This is a genomic window from Butyrivibrio sp. FCS014, assembly GCF_000526935.1.
GTDB lineage: Bacteria > Bacillota > Clostridia > Lachnospirales > Lachnospiraceae > Butyrivibrio.
In genome coordinates, this window is the sequence record NZ_JAHA01000006.1 from 441,378 (window position 1) to 455,727 (window position 14,350).

Here is a 14,350-nt window from a genome sequence, read left to right on the forward strand (position 1 = left end):
AAATGTCTTCTCCTGTGTGCCAATAAAGGGATTATCCAAAGAGTTAAGCACACATGTTACAAGAATCATGTGCCTAAAATGGAACCATAAAAAGAATGCGGCACACTTTTTTAATATTAGCCTCATGATCAGCCTCATTAGCTTAATAAAAATGTGCCCCGGAAGCTTCGAATGGTAGATTTAGGCACAGGGGAAGCGGCCAAATGTCTTCTCCTATGTGCCGAGAAAGAGATTTTCCCAAGAGATAAGCACATGTGTTGCAAGAATCATGTGCCTAAAATGGAACCATAAAAAGAATGCGGCATACTTTTTGATATCAGCCTCATGATTGGCCTTATTAGCTTAATAAAAATGTGCCGCAGAAGCTGCAAAAGATACATTCAGGCACATACATCCGGATGGATTGTCATTTCCAGAAGCTGCCCCAGACTTTATCGCACAGCTCGACGCATTTTTCCTTGGAAAAAGAGCTGTCCTGTTCCCGGATGGCATTTTCCAAAGAAAGGCTTTGGGGATATCTGCTTAAAGGATAAACACATACGCCGCCGGGGGCGTGGGTCACATGGCACACCAGGGCCCTTACGCCGTAATCGGATATGACCACTTCGCCGCCGGCTCTTTTCTCAAGGGTTACCCCGGCCATGCCGCCCACCATCCGGTTGGAAACACCTCTTCCCGTGCCGGAAGTCCAGTTTACGAAGTTTCCAAGAGAATAGTACACAAGCATGTCTCCGCCGCCATGGTTGTTGCTGCATCCCGGCTTATCGTCTTCTATAAATTCAATTGGCTCTATAACATGAGGGTGGGTGCCAAGCACCAGGTCTGCTCCGCCTTCTCTTAATATCTTTGTCCATTTCTTCTGGGAAGAATCGATCCCGAGATTGTACTCTGTTCCCCAGTGAGGGCACACTATGGTAAAGTCAGCATTTGCCTCGGCAAATTCAAGGTCACTTTTCACCTTTGTTTCATCTAGCATATCCACTGCATAGGGCATATCCTTGGGTGCCGGAATCCCGTTGGTTCCGTAGGTGTAATTAAGGATTGCGATCCTGATGCCGTTTTTAGTGATGATGTCCACGGTGTTTTTCTGAGCTTCATCCTTGTTGATCCCAAGAACTGCGATCTCAGGGTGATTCGCACTCCAGTAATCAAGGCTGTTTGTGATGCCTCTTTTCCCCTTATCAAGGGCGTGATTGGTGGCGTGGCACACAACGTCAAAGCCGGCCTTTGCCAGGGCATCGCCTATCTCATAAGGGGCGTTAAATGCCGGATAACCGGATATTCCCAGCTCTTTTCCACCGATGATCACTTCCTGGTTCACAAGGGCAAGATCCGCATCGCCGATCAGGGTCCTTGTCTTTGAAAAGATCGTATCGAAGTTGTAGTTTCCATCTTCATCGACACAAACTTCCTCTATGGGAGTGTGGAGAAGAATATCTCCAACCATGACTAAGGAGACCGTCTCCGGTTCGCTTGCCAGAGCAGTCTTTTGGGCGAAACAAAAAAGAAGTATGAAAATAAGTGCCGGTATTATGGGCTTTATTCTTGCTCGCATCGTATTTTAGTTTATCGCATTGTATAGGCAAGCCACAAAAAGTCGTGGGCCGGAACGGTCACGTTCTTGGCGGTAAACAGTCTTCTTGTCAGGAGATTCTTGTAATTGCCCTCCTCATTGATGTGGGCGAGCTCATCGTAGTCTCCGAAGTTGAAAAGACCTATGAACTTCTCACCGCCATAGTATCTGCCGATACCAAGGACATGGTCATTGTAGGTTTCTATGATCCAGGCATCAGCGGCGCTGTTAAATACCTTATGTTCCCGTCTGATCTTTGAGAGCTTTCCTATTGCGGAAAAGAGCTGTTGCTGCCTGGTACCTTTCTTTTTCCGAAGGGCTGCGCTATCCCAGTCAAAGTCTCCCCTGTGGAGGTACCTGCTGTCACCGGCCTTTACGGGATCGTTGTGATATCCGTAATCATTGAGCTGGCCGATCTCGTCGCCGCTGTAGAGGACCGGGATTCCGCTTTGGGTCAGGAGAAAGGCGTGGAGCATGATATCAAGCTTAATGGCCCAGGCCTGCTTATTCATATCCTGCTCATACTCGGCGGCCTCGATACCGCAAAGTGAAGCGGTGGTACCGCAAAGTCTGGCATCGCCAAGGGCCGGATCGTCGTTGTAGAGCTCTCCTCTTGAGGAGGACTCGTACATGGAACCGGTAAGATAGGAGTTTAGGTACTTCTTGTGCTCAACCTGTCTTACACCGAACTGCCGGAGGAAATCGTAGTCAAGGCCCCAGCCGATATCATCATGGCAGCGCAGGTAATTAAGGAAGATATACTGCTTTGGCAGTGAGAACAGGATTCCCATCTGGTGCTTTAAAAGTCTTACATCTTTAACCGCAACCGTGTGCCAGGTGCTGGCCATGGTGGTGACGTTGTAGAGCATCTGACATTCAGGCTTTTCCAGGGTTCCGAAATAGGGAACGACCTTGGAGGGCTCCATTACAACCTCTCCCAGGAAAAGAGTGCCCGGGCAGACAATCTTCGCTGCTATATGCATCATTCTTACAAGGGTGTGGACCTGTGGAAGATTACGGCAGCTGGTGCCAATGGTCTTCCAGATGTAAGGCACCGCATCAAGTCTGATTATCCCAACGCCCTGATTGCACAGATAGAGCATGTTTGCGGTCATGTCATTGAAAACCGTGGGATTCCTATAATTAAGATCCCATTGATATGAATAGAAGGTGGTCATTACAACTTTGCCTGCCTCACTGCACCAGGTAAAGTTACCGGGAGCAGTCTGGGGAAATACCTGGGGTACCGTCTCTTCGTAGTCATTGGGCTCGTTCCAGTCATCAAAGAAGAAGTATCTGTCCTGGAATTCCTTCTCGCCTCTTCTGGCGCGTTTTGCCCACTCATGATCCTCGCTGGTGTGATTCATTACAAAGTCAAGACACAGGCTGATGCCTCGCTCACGGCATTTTGCGGAAAGATGAGAGAGGTCCTTCATGGTTCCAAGCTGAGGCTGTACAGTCCTGAAATCGGAAACGGCATAGCCGCCGTCGCTGCGCTCTTTTGGGCTCTCCAAAAGGGGCATGAGATGGAGATAGTTCACTCCTGCCTCTTCAATATAATCAAGGTGCTCCTCCACACCCTTCAAGGTGCCGCCAAAGCAGTTGGTATACATCAGCATACCAAGCAGGTTGCCACCCTTGTACCAGTCGGGATCAGCCTCTTTTTCCGCATCCCATTTCTTAAGGGCACTGCTTCTTTTGTCATAGAAGTCTTTTAACATGGACAGAAAATACTGATATGCCTGCTCGTCGTTATAGTAAAGCTCATTGTAGAGCCACTTCAGCTCGTCCTGATATTTTGCAAGACGTTCATCGAAATCGTCGGTTCTTTTCCTCAAATCAATAATCCTCCGTGGTGACAAAATAAATTTAAGCAAATATTGCCACTATTATTTTATCAAAAATTAAGGTGTCGGGGGAGTTTCATTTTGAAAAGCCAAATTATCTAAAATTAGTATAAAAATTCATTTTATCCAATACAAATACGTACGTCGCTGTAGTATTCTAAAACAAAGAGATTCATACTTTGGTGTTGAATATGAGCAGGTCGAAAAAGATTATCGCCTTCATGGGCGGAATGATCGATGAAGAGAAGAACTGCTATTTCATCCGTGCGATGGAGCAGCAGTGTAGAAAAAACGGCTATCTGATGATCGTCTTTGGGTTTTCCGAGACCACTTTCAGTGATCAGGACAGGAACAACTGTGAGATGAAGCTGATTCAGATGGCTGGTTTGCTTGACCTTAAAGCTATAATCATGCACCTTGAGTTCATCAAGAACGACTATCTTATAGAAGCTTTCAAGAATTTGGCCAGGGAGAAGGGCATTCCCATTGTCGCCATGGAGCGCAACACTGAAGGCTGTCTTAATATTTCCATGCGCTATAAAAACGGCTTTGAGGAAATGGTCCGCCACGTGGTGGAGTTTCACGGATGCCGCAAAGTCAATATGATGGCGGGCCTTAGGGGAGATCATTTCTCCGAGACCAGGATAGAAGCCTATAAGACGGTCCTTCAGGAAAACGGGATTCCCATTGAGGAAAAGAGAATCGGCTATGGCGATTTCTGGGACAGGCCCGCAAGGGCAGCCACCAGGAAGTTCCTTGAGGACGGAGATGTGCCGGAGGCGATAGTCTGCGCCAATGACAACATGGCAATTGCGGTCAGCGACGAGCTTCAGAAACTTGGCTACAAGGTGCCGGAAGATGTGATCGTTACAGGCTTTGACGGAGTTAACAAGTGCCTTTTCAAGCAGCCTTCAATCTCCACGGTTGCCCCTGATTACATGAAAGAGGCTTATCAGATAATTGAAATGATTAAATATAACGAGGGTAATCCCCTGGCGGAGGGCCATGACAAGGTGGATTTCCTTCTGAGGCTAAGGGGCTCCTGCGGATGTAACAGGTCCTGGGATACTCTTTCTTCGGAGAATATCAAGAACCTCTCTGAATATTATGACGATGTGAACTGGGCGGTTACCAGCGTTAACTCGCTGTTTTCCCAGGCGGCGATCCTTGAGACTTTGACGGATTTGTCCAAATCCATAGAGGAGACGCTGTGGCTCTGGAAGAGGGATTTCCAGTTTGCTGCGGTTTATTCGGATCTTCTTCGGGATGAGATAGAGGATCTTGGTCCCGGGAAGTACACTCCGTTTTTCTGCTACAGGGATGGCGAGGCAACGGGAATCGGACAGCCCTACAATGAGGATGTCTTTTTCCCTGATTTCGAGAGCTTCATAGAAAGCGGCAATATACATGTAATGATCGTTAAGCTCCTTCATTCCGGAAACAGGATTTTCGGTTATATGGTGGAGGGTGCGGAGGATACCAATGACCGGGATGTCAGAAGGTGCGAGGAATTTGGCATGTTCATTTCTTCCGCCATCAATATCGTTGCGGCCAACAGGAATCTGATCCGCATGCACAGGGAGATAGCGGAGGCGTCCCTTAAGGATTACCTGACGGGAATCTTTAACAGGAGGGGATTTTTCGGAGAACTGGAGCGCCTCATAACCATGGCGCCCAGCAGAGGAATGTATCTGACCGTCTTTTCCATAGATATGGACGGACTTAAGCGTATAAACGACGATTTCGGCCATGCGGACGGCGATTTTGCGATCCAGTGCATGGCGGAGGCTATCCACCACGTGGCTTCCCGAAACGGCATCAGTGCCAGATACGGAGGTGACGAATTCGCCTGCGCGATGATCACTGAGAATCCAATCTATCTTTCAGCGGATACCTTCAGAGACCGCGTAGCGGCCTATCTTGCCGGAAGACCGGATGTGGCGGATAAAGACTATGTGATAACCGCCAGTGTCGGAAGCGCCATGGCGCTGATAGATGACAGGCTGAACATTGAGCAGCTTATAAAGGAAGCCGACGATGCCATGTACGAAGACAAAAGGCTCAAGAATAGCCGAAAGTGAGCGGTGGGGGCATACTAATCATGGCGGGCGCAGACTGATCTGCAGGTTGTATAATTGAATATAAGGGATATTTGCGGCGGACTTACAAGATTTCGATGATTTCGAAAAGGTGAGTCCGCCGCATTTGTCTGAGATGGGGCGATGCGGCGGTGTTTTGCCCTCGCCACCCGCGACCGATTACCTTCCTCTAATTTGCCAAAATGGGATGTTGACTTTTTATACCAAGGTGATATCATAATGATATCAAATAGATAAACAAAAGATTTTCATAGACAAACAACGGAGGTAATTGTCATGAACGAGAACATTAAAGAGAAAGAAATGCGCGGACACAAGAACGGAATGGCAGCACTTATACTGATCACAGTATCATATATTGTTGCAATAGCACTTCTGATCTACGGAGGATCATCAGAGGGCCCTGTAGGATCAATCATCTTCACAGTTGCAATCATCTACGTTTGTGTAGGCTGGGTATTATATCTTGGACTTAAGGTCCTTAAGCCCGGCGAAGCACTTGTTCTTACACTGTTTGGTAAATATGTGGGAACCTTAAAGGGCGACGGATTCTTCTTTGTGAATCCCTTCTGCATCGCAGTTAACCCCGCAGCAGACACCAAGCTCGGACAGAGCGGTGACATCACAGACAACGGCAAGAGCAAGTTCGCAACAGCCCTTACAGGCGGAGGAAACGTAGCAATTGATACTTCTTCCATGAAGAACAAGAAGATCTCCCTTAAGGTCATGACTCTCAGCAACAGCAAGCAGAAGGTTAACGATATCCTTGGTAATCCCGTAGAGATTGCAGTTGCCGTTATGTGGAAGGTTACAGATACTGCAAAGGCAGTGTTCTCAGTAGATAACTACAAGGAATACCTTTCACTCCAGTGCGATACCGCAGTCAGAAACGTAGTTAAGCTCTATCCTTACGACGTAACGGAGAACGTTGACACCACAGGCGACGGACAGGCCGATGACGGCAGCCTTCGCGGCTCAACAGAGCTTGTTGCAAACCGCATCATGGAAGAGATTCAGAACAAGGTATCAGACGCAGGTATCGAGATCGTTGATGCAAGGATCACATATCTTGCCTATGCTCCGGAGATCGCAGCAGCAATGCTCCAGAGACAGCAGGCCGCAGCAGTAGTCGATGCCAGAAAGCTCATCGTTGACGGCGCCGTAGGCATGGTAGAACTTGCCCTGGAACGCCTTAATGAAAAAGAGCTGGTGCAGCTGGATGAGGAGCGCAAGGCAGCCATGGTTTCAAACCTCCTCGTAGTCCTTTGCGGCAACCACGACGCACAGCCCATAGTTAATTCAGGAAGTCTTTACTGATGGCAGAGAAGAAACAGGTTCCTCTTCGCCTGAACGAGAAGTTATACAATGCCATCGCTGCCTGGGCAGAAGATGACTTTCGCTCAGTGAACGGACAGATCGAATACCTGCTGACGGAATGCGTCAAGCAGAGGAAAAAGGACGGCAAATATGTTTCGGAGACTCTTGATGAGTCTCCGGAATTTGACATTAAATAATTGGGAAAAGATATCCCGAAGGAGAAAGGTATGATCCAGACAATAAGTTCATTATCCATAGCCGTGATGGTTTTAGCAGTGGTTTTTTCCATCCTGCTTCCTGTTGGACTTTTTATTTATTACAGGAAAAAAGGCGCCGACATCCCTCCATTTTTCATCGGATGCGCAGTGATGCTTCTTTTTGCATTTATCATTGAGTCGCTAGTCCATCAGGTGGTTCTGAATATGTCCCCTGTAGGAGAGGTGATAATCAATAACGTAGCTCTGTATGCACTGTACGGCGGTCTTATGGCGGGTCTTTTCGAAGAGACCGGAAGATTTGTGGCCTTTAAGACTGTTCTGAAGAAGTACAGGGGAAAAGATATCAATGCCCTTATGTATGGCGCCGGCCATGGCGGATTTGAGGTCATTGTGGTTCTTGGCATTACCATGATCGGCAACATATATCTTTCGGTTATGGCAAACACCGGTGCATTATCCCTACTTACGGCCAATGCCCCTGCTGAGGCGGCCGCAACCCTTCAGACCCAGATCGATGCCCTGGCAGCGATTGCTCCCGCCACCTTCCTTCTTGGAATGATTGAGAGAGTATCTGCTGTGATCGCTCACCTTTCCTTCTCGGTTCTGGTTTGGTTTGCAGTTAAAAAAGGCAAGACGATCCTTTACCCTGTTGCGATACTGCTTCACGCCCTGCTTGATTTCGCTACAGTCATGATCTACAGGTCAGAAATGGCACATGCAGAGATTGTGACCGAGATCGTTATCTTTATAATTGTGGTCATATTCGCTGTTTTTGCACGCATTATATGGAACAGGGAAAAAGATACAGCGGCTGAGCCGGTAGAAATGTAAATGAAATAAAGTCTCAATTTTGATGTTTAAAAATTGAAAAAATAGTGTATAATGTCTCTGATAACTAAGAGTTTTTTCACGGAGATAAGTTATGGATACAAATAATAACGAAGTTGTTATTGCTGCAGAGGAAGCGGCAATACAGCCTGCAAGCGATCATGAAGTAGTTGATATGCTTACTGAGATCCGGGACATGACCAAAAGAGAACTTATATGGCAGAGAATCAGTTCCTCAGCCGTGCTCATTCTTGTTATAACACTGATAATCGTAGGAGTTAACGTTATTCCAAAGGTTGTGGTTGCTGTTCAGAATGTCAGCCAGGTTGCAGAGGTGGCTATCGATTCTCTCCACGAGATAGATATAATGGTTTCGGATGTTACCAATACAAGCCAGAATGTCAATAAGGTCATCGAGGACAACGCGGTTCCTCTTGCGGATGCGGTGGACAACATGTCCAATGTTGATTACGAAGGCCTCAACAAAGCTATTGCAGACCTTCAGGACACAGTGGGTCCCATGGCTAATTTTTTCAATAGATTCAGGTAAAGCGAACAGTTTATATGGAAATAGAACCTTCAAGTTTTTTTAATCTCAAGCACTATGAATACGGAGAAGCCTACTTTGGAAGCCACAAGGGAATGCGCTACAGACTGGCAAGAGAACCCCTTGAGAACGTGGTTTTCGTTAAGGCCGAGGAGAGGAAGCCCGCAACACTTATGGCAACCGTCTGGCCGGAACCCTATTCATATGCAGCCACTGACAAGGCACTGATGACCAGTAAGACCTTCGAGATCTCCGATGAGGGCTTTGCAGAAGCCATTAAGTGGATCAACGACCAGTACGAGACCAGGATAGATATGTGGTCGCTGTAATTTTTTACTAAAAAAAGGAAAATAAAAAAAGGAAATTAAGGTCCCATGTCGAATAATTACGGTATGGGACCTTTTGCGTGCTAAAGCAGAGCCATGAAATCACAAGTGCATGCATGCTTGCATGCGAATGCGGTTGTGATTATATGGCGAGCTACACGAACGAGAAAATGTTTACATTTTCGAGTTTGTGTCTGATTTAGCCGCAACTATAAGAAAGAAGACGACATTGAAAATCCGCGAACAACTCGAAGAGAGAGAAACCAGAATCTTAAGTAAACATGCTACTCTCAGCATGAATTCCAGGGGAAGAGAAAAAGAAGAAGAGGCTTGCGACATAAGGCCTTGTTTCCAGAGAGACCGCGACAGGATCCTATATTCCAAATCCTTTAGAAGGCTCAAGGACAAGACCCAGGTCTTTTTGTCCCCTGACGGTGACCATTACAGGACACGTATGACTCATACACTGGAGGTTTCCCAGAACGCCAGGACTATAGCGAAGGCTCTTTTGCTGAATGAGGATCTGGCTGAGGCCATTGCACTGGGGCACGATCTTGGTCACACACCCTTCGGCCATGCCGGGGAGAGGGCGCTTAACGCCGTTTGTCCCGAGGGATTTCGGCACAACGAGCAGAGCCGCAGGATCGTAGAGAAGCTTGAGAACTACGGCCGTGGCCTTAATCTTACCTGGGAGGTGAGGGACGGCATATTGAATCACGAGATGAATCTTATGCCGGGAACCCTTGAAGGCAAGGTAGTAAGGCTCTCCGACAAGATTGCCTACATGCATCACGACATGGACGACGCCATAAGAGGCGGCATCATCACGGAGAAGGACGTTCCCGAGGATCTTTCCAGGGTCATCGGTCACACCAACGGAGAGTGGCTTGACACCTTTATCCATGACATCATCGCAACCAGCATGGATACCGATGACATCAGAATGTCCGACGAGGTGTACGATGCTTTCCACAAGCTTCGTTCCTTCATGTTTGAGAGAGTTTATACAAACCCCATAGCCAAGGGCCAGGAGGGCAAGGTTGAGGAGATGATCAAGATCCTTTACGGATATTACCTTGATCATGTGGATAGCCTTCCCAATTATCTTAAGGACCTTATGAACAGGGGCGAGTCCTCGAAGGAGAGGATCGTGTGCGACTACGTCAGCTCAATGACTGACAGATACGCGGTGGCGGTGTTTGAGGAGGTCTATATACCGCGTTCCTGGACGGTTTTGTAACGGGGGATCATTACATATATTTATTAACAACGAAATGGGGAAAATAAATTGCGCTATTCGGATGACATCATAGAAGAAGTGCGATCACGAAACGACATCCTGGACGTTGTGGGACAGTACGTGCATCTTGAGAAAAAGGGGGCCAACTACTTCGGGCTTTGCCCCTTCCACAACGAGAAGTCGGGGTCGTTCTCCGTATCCCAGTCCAAGCAGATGTTCCATTGCTTTGGCTGCGGGGCGGGAGGAAACGTGTTCACCTTCCTTATGCAATATGACAGCCTGACTTTCCCTGAAGCGGTGCAGGCTCTTGCAGAAAGAGCGGGCATTCAGCTCCCGGAGGAGGACAATTCCGCCGGTGCCAGGGAAGACAGAAACAAAAGACAGTTACTTTTTGAAATTAATAAGGAAGCTGCCACCTATTACTATCACAACCTAAGGAGCCAGAGGGGCGCCAAGGGCATGGAGTATTTCAAGGGAAGGCAGCTGACGGATGAGACCATGAAGCGTTTTGGCCTTGGCTTTGCCTCCATGAGTTCCGACGAGCTTGTAAGGCATTTAAGGTCCAAGGGATATTCGGACGCTCTTATCATCGAGGCGGGACTTGCCTCCCACGATGACAAGCGGGGAACCCATGACAAGTTCTGGAACAGAGTCATGTTCCCGATTCAGGATGCTTCCCAGAAGGTCATAGGATTCGGCGGAAGAGTCATGGGAACGGGAGAGCCCAAGTATCTTAATTCTCCCGAGACGCCTATCTTCAACAAGAGAAGGAATCTTTTCGGCCTTAACATAGCCAAGAATTCCAAGGCCGGCTACATGATACTCTGCGAGGGCTACATGGATGTTATCGCCATGCACCAGGCGGGGTACGATATGGCTGTTGCTTCGCTGGGAACGGCCTTTACCGCTGAACAGGCCATGATACTTAAGCGCTATACCGGCGAAGTCATCCTTGCCTACGACAGCGATGAGCCCGGAACCAAGGCGGCTTTGCGTGGAATTGAGAACCTCAAGGAGGTCGATCTTAAGTGCAAGGTATTGGACCTTCGGCCCCACAAGGACCCGGATGAGTTCATCAAGAACCTTGGCAAAGAGGAATTCGAAAAGCGCATCAGGAACGCTGAGAGGCCCTTCTTCTTTGAAGCCAGGATCATGGAATCCCGGCATGACATGTCGGATCCCGAATCCAAGACCGAGTTCTACAGAGGCCTTGCCCGGAAACTCAGCGAGATACAGGATGCCTTTGAGAGGGACAGCTACATCGAGGCTACGGCCGCAAGGTACAACATCCCTTTGGAGAACCTCAAGAAGCAGGTTGCGGAATATGCTTCCATGGGAGGCCTTATAAAGCCGGCCACAAGACCCTTGTCCGGCATACAGCCTAAGAAAGATCCCGAGGACGGTGTCAGGAAGAACCAGAGGCTCCTCCTCACCTGGCTTACGGATGAGCCACAGATCTTTTCCAAGGTTAAAAAATGGGTAACGCCTGAGGATTTCTCAGATGATCTATACAGAAGCGTTGCAAGAGAGCTCTTTTCCGGATTGGAGAGCGGAAGCTTTTCTCCGGCAGCTGTTCTGGACAAATTCGAGGATGAAGAGGAACATCGGCAGGTGGCCGAAATGTTCAATACCAATCTGGTGGATATCGAAACTCCCGAACAGAGGAAGAAGGCTTTTCACGACATCATCTACGGTGTCAGACAGGCCGGATACGAGCGGCTCAAGAAAACACTTAAGCCTGACGACCCTGAATACCTTATGAAGACCATTCAGGGCAAGAAGGACCTTGAGAATCTGGCGCATACGCCGATTTCTCCCGACGACTGATTATGAAAAAATCTATAGAAAAGGAATGAAAAACATGGCAACTAAGAAGGATACAGCAAAAGAGACAGAGAAGAAGACAAAGGCAACCGCTGCCAAGACCGCAGCCAAGAAGGAGACTGCAGAGAAGGCAGCTAAGAAGGCTCCAGCCAAGAAGGAAACCGCCAAGAAGGAGACCAAGCCTGCCAAGGAAGAGGCCAAAGAGCCTGCTAAGAAGGCAGCTTCCGCCAAGAAGGAGACTGCAGAAAAGGCAGCAAAGAAAGCTCCTGCCAAGAAGGAAACCGCAGCAAAGGCTGCAAAGGAGACCGAAGAGGTTAAGGTTCCAAAGAAATCCAAGAAGGCAGAGGCTTCAGAAGAAGCAGCTCCCAAGGCTAGGAAGACTTCCAAAAAGGCTGCTGAAGAGACAGCTCCCAAGGCAAAAGATGCAGAGGCTGCAAACGAGGTTGATGAGGCAACTCAGGAGCTTGTCAGCCAGAAACTCAAGGACATCCTTGCCCTTGCCAAGAAAAAGAAAAACATGCTTGAGTACTCCGAGATCAGCGACTTCTTCGCAGACATGAACCTTAACGAAGAACAGCTGGACGGTGTTCTTGAGGTGATCGAGAACAGCGGTATCGATGTACTCAGAGTATCCGATACAGATGATGATATTCCCGATGATGACGATATGGTACTCTCCGAGGAGGATGAGGTTGATATGGAGAATATCGACCTTTCCGTTCCCGACGGAATCAGCATTGAGGATCCCGTAAGAATGTACCTCAAGGAGATCGGTAAGGTTCCGCTTCTTACCGCAGAGCAGGAGATTGACCTTGCCCAGGCAATGGAAGCAGGTCTTGATGCCGAGAAGAAGCTGGCAGAGGACGAGGGCAAGAACAAGCTTACAGAGGCTGAGAAGAAAGAGCTGAACATGGCCATCTACGAAGGTGATGAGGCCAAGAAGCGTCTTGCTGAGGCAAACCTTCGTCTTGTTGTAAGTATTGCCAAGAGATATGTTGGAAGAGGAATGCTCTTCCTTGACCTTATCCAGGAAGGAAACCTCGGACTTATCAAGGCTGTTGAGAAGTTCGATTTCAGAAAGGGATTCAAGTTCTCCACCTACGCTACATGGTGGATTAGACAGGCCATCACAAGAGCTATCGCAGATCAGGCCAGAACTATCCGTATCCCTGTACATATGGTTGAGACCATCAACAAGCTCATCCGTGTAAGCCGTCAGCTCCTTCAGGAACTGGGACGTGAGCCCCTTCCCGAGGAAGTTGCAAAGGAGATGAACCTGCCTGTTGAGCGTGTTCGTGAGATCTTAAAGATTTCCCAGGAGCCCGTATCCCTTGAGACACCTATCGGTGAAGAGGAAGACAGCCATCTTGGTGATTTCATCCAGGACGACAATGTGCCCGTTCCTGCAGATGCAGCAGCATTCACACTCCTTAAGGAGCAGCTGGTTGAGGTTCTTGACACTCTGACAGAGCGTGAGCAGAAGGTTCTTCGCTTGAGATTCGGTCTTGATGACGGAAGAGCAAGGACCCTTGAGGAAGTAGGAAAAGAGTTCAACGTAACCCGTGAGCGTATCCGTCAGATCGAGGCAAAGGCTTTAAGGAAGCTCCGTCATCCCAGCCGCAGCCGCAAGCTCAAAGATTATCTGGACTGATAATATATGGATAAACAGGATAACATATTAAGCCAGGTGACCGACAGGATGTCCCGGACAGATTCCGGGGCCGGCATTGCCGACAGGATGTCTAAAAGGCTTCTTACCGTGGCGGATATGCTTGGTGGAGAGAACGAAACATTCAGGCGGGTTGCGGATGTTGGCTGTGACCACGGCTATGTGTCCATTTATCTGGTGCAGAGCGGTATTGCCGCAAATGCACTGGCTATGGATGTTCGAAGCGGCCCCCTGGCTATGGCAACAGGAAATGTTCAGGCTTTTGACCTTTCCGGGTGTATAGAGACAAGACTCTCCGACGGACTGGAAAGGCTTGAACCGGGAGAAGCAGATGCTCTGGTGATCGCCGGCATGGGCGGAAAGCTGATGATCAGTATCCTTGAGAAGAAGTCTCTTATGAATCTTGGGATAAAATGTGCCGTTCTTCAGCCACAGTCCGATATAGACGAGTTCAGACAATACTTAAGGGACAACAATCTTATCATTGTCGATGAGAATATTGTCCTTGATGAGGGCAAGTACTATTTCCCGATTAAGGTTAAGGTTCTGGAGGATGACCGTGTTGGCAAGGCCATTGGAAGGTCGCCTCTAAGACTTATGGATATGCCGGGGCCGGCAGAAGTTGCAAAGGCTCTTGATATCAGCGATGAAAGGGATCTTGAAAGGATCTGCAACCGATACGGAGAGATCAATATTATAAAGAAAGACCCGCTTCTTGAGCAGTTTCTTTTGCATGGAAAGCAGGTTTGCGGCTCTATTATGAAGAGCCTTGATAAACAAAGTCATAGTGACAGGTACAATGAAGTAAGACAGGAAGCGGAGGATATAGATCTGCTTCTTAAGATGTTTTGACAACTTTTCC

The 14,350-nt window shown here is 48.2% G+C and carries 12 protein-coding genes; 10 read left to right on the top strand and 2 right to left on the bottom strand.

Annotated elements, in window-relative coordinates:
- Positions 1-406 precede the first annotated feature (406 nt).
- Positions 407-1,447: a CapA family protein gene (locus T456_RS0105780; RefSeq protein ID WP_051464974.1), complete on the bottom strand. Its 1,041-nt coding sequence runs from the start codon at positions 1,445-1,447 to the stop codon at positions 407-409.
- 119 nt (positions 1,448-1,566) lie between these two features.
- Positions 1,567-3,411 carry an alpha-amylase family protein gene (locus T456_RS0105785; protein WP_024865333.1) on the bottom strand — a complete coding sequence of 615 codons (1,845 nt, stop codon included), beginning with the start codon at positions 3,409-3,411 and terminating at the stop codon, positions 1,567-1,569.
- Between the two features lie 200 nt (positions 3,412-3,611).
- Here T456_RS0105785 and T456_RS0105790 point away from each other — a divergent pair, with 200 nt between their 5' ends.
- The 10 genes from T456_RS0105790 to T456_RS21105 all read left to right on the top strand — a co-directional run bounded on the left by T456_RS0105790 (position 3,612) and on the right by T456_RS21105 (position 14,340).
- The gene (locus T456_RS0105790; RefSeq protein WP_024865334.1) at positions 3,612-5,501 is read left to right on the top strand and encodes a diguanylate cyclase domain-containing protein; all 1,890 of its coding nucleotides are present in this window, start codon (positions 3,612-3,614) and stop codon (positions 5,499-5,501) included.
- Between the two features lie 306 nt (positions 5,502-5,807).
- Positions 5,808-6,836: an SPFH domain-containing protein gene (locus T456_RS0105795; RefSeq protein WP_024865335.1), complete on the top strand. Its 1,029-nt coding sequence runs from the start codon at positions 5,808-5,810 to the stop codon at positions 6,834-6,836.
- Complete coding sequence (locus T456_RS0105800) at positions 6,836-7,033, top strand: PTS ascorbate transporter subunit IIC (RefSeq protein WP_024865336.1); 198 nt, start codon at positions 6,836-6,838, stop codon at positions 7,031-7,033. The genes T456_RS0105795 and T456_RS0105800 overlap by 1 nt, the downstream gene beginning before the upstream one ends.
- Positions 7,034-7,063: 30 nt before the next feature.
- Positions 7,064-7,885: a YhfC family intramembrane metalloprotease gene (locus T456_RS0105805; protein ID WP_024865337.1), complete on the top strand. Its 822-nt coding sequence runs from the start codon at positions 7,064-7,066 to the stop codon at positions 7,883-7,885.
- A 91-nt stretch (positions 7,886-7,976) separates the two neighbouring features.
- A complete protein-coding gene (locus tag T456_RS0105810) occupies positions 7,977-8,432 on the top strand; it encodes a hypothetical protein (protein ID WP_024865338.1) in 456 nt (151 codons plus the stop codon).
- Between the two features lie 14 nt (positions 8,433-8,446).
- The gene (locus T456_RS0105815) at positions 8,447-8,758 is read left to right on the top strand and encodes a hypothetical protein (RefSeq protein ID WP_024865339.1); all 312 of its coding nucleotides are present in this window, start codon (positions 8,447-8,449) and stop codon (positions 8,756-8,758) included.
- Between the two features lie 226 nt (positions 8,759-8,984).
- Positions 8,985-9,995: a deoxyguanosinetriphosphate triphosphohydrolase gene (locus T456_RS0105820; RefSeq protein ID WP_024865340.1), complete on the top strand. Its 1,011-nt coding sequence runs from the start codon at positions 8,985-8,987 to the stop codon at positions 9,993-9,995.
- 48 nt (positions 9,996-10,043) lie between these two features.
- Entirely contained in the window at positions 10,044-11,822 is a 1,779-nt protein-coding gene (dnaG, locus tag T456_RS0105825) for a DNA primase (protein ID WP_024865341.1), read from the top strand.
- A 34-nt stretch (positions 11,823-11,856) separates the two neighbouring features.
- Positions 11,857-13,470 carry an RNA polymerase sigma factor RpoD gene (gene rpoD / locus T456_RS19270; protein WP_024865342.1) on the top strand — a complete coding sequence of 538 codons (1,614 nt, stop codon included), beginning with the start codon at positions 11,857-11,859 and terminating at the stop codon, positions 13,468-13,470.
- Positions 13,471-13,476: 6 nt separating this feature from the next.
- Complete coding sequence (locus tag T456_RS21105) at positions 13,477-14,340, top strand: class I SAM-dependent methyltransferase (RefSeq protein WP_024865343.1); 864 nt, start codon at positions 13,477-13,479, stop codon at positions 14,338-14,340.
- Positions 14,341-14,350: the final 10 nt, after the last annotated feature.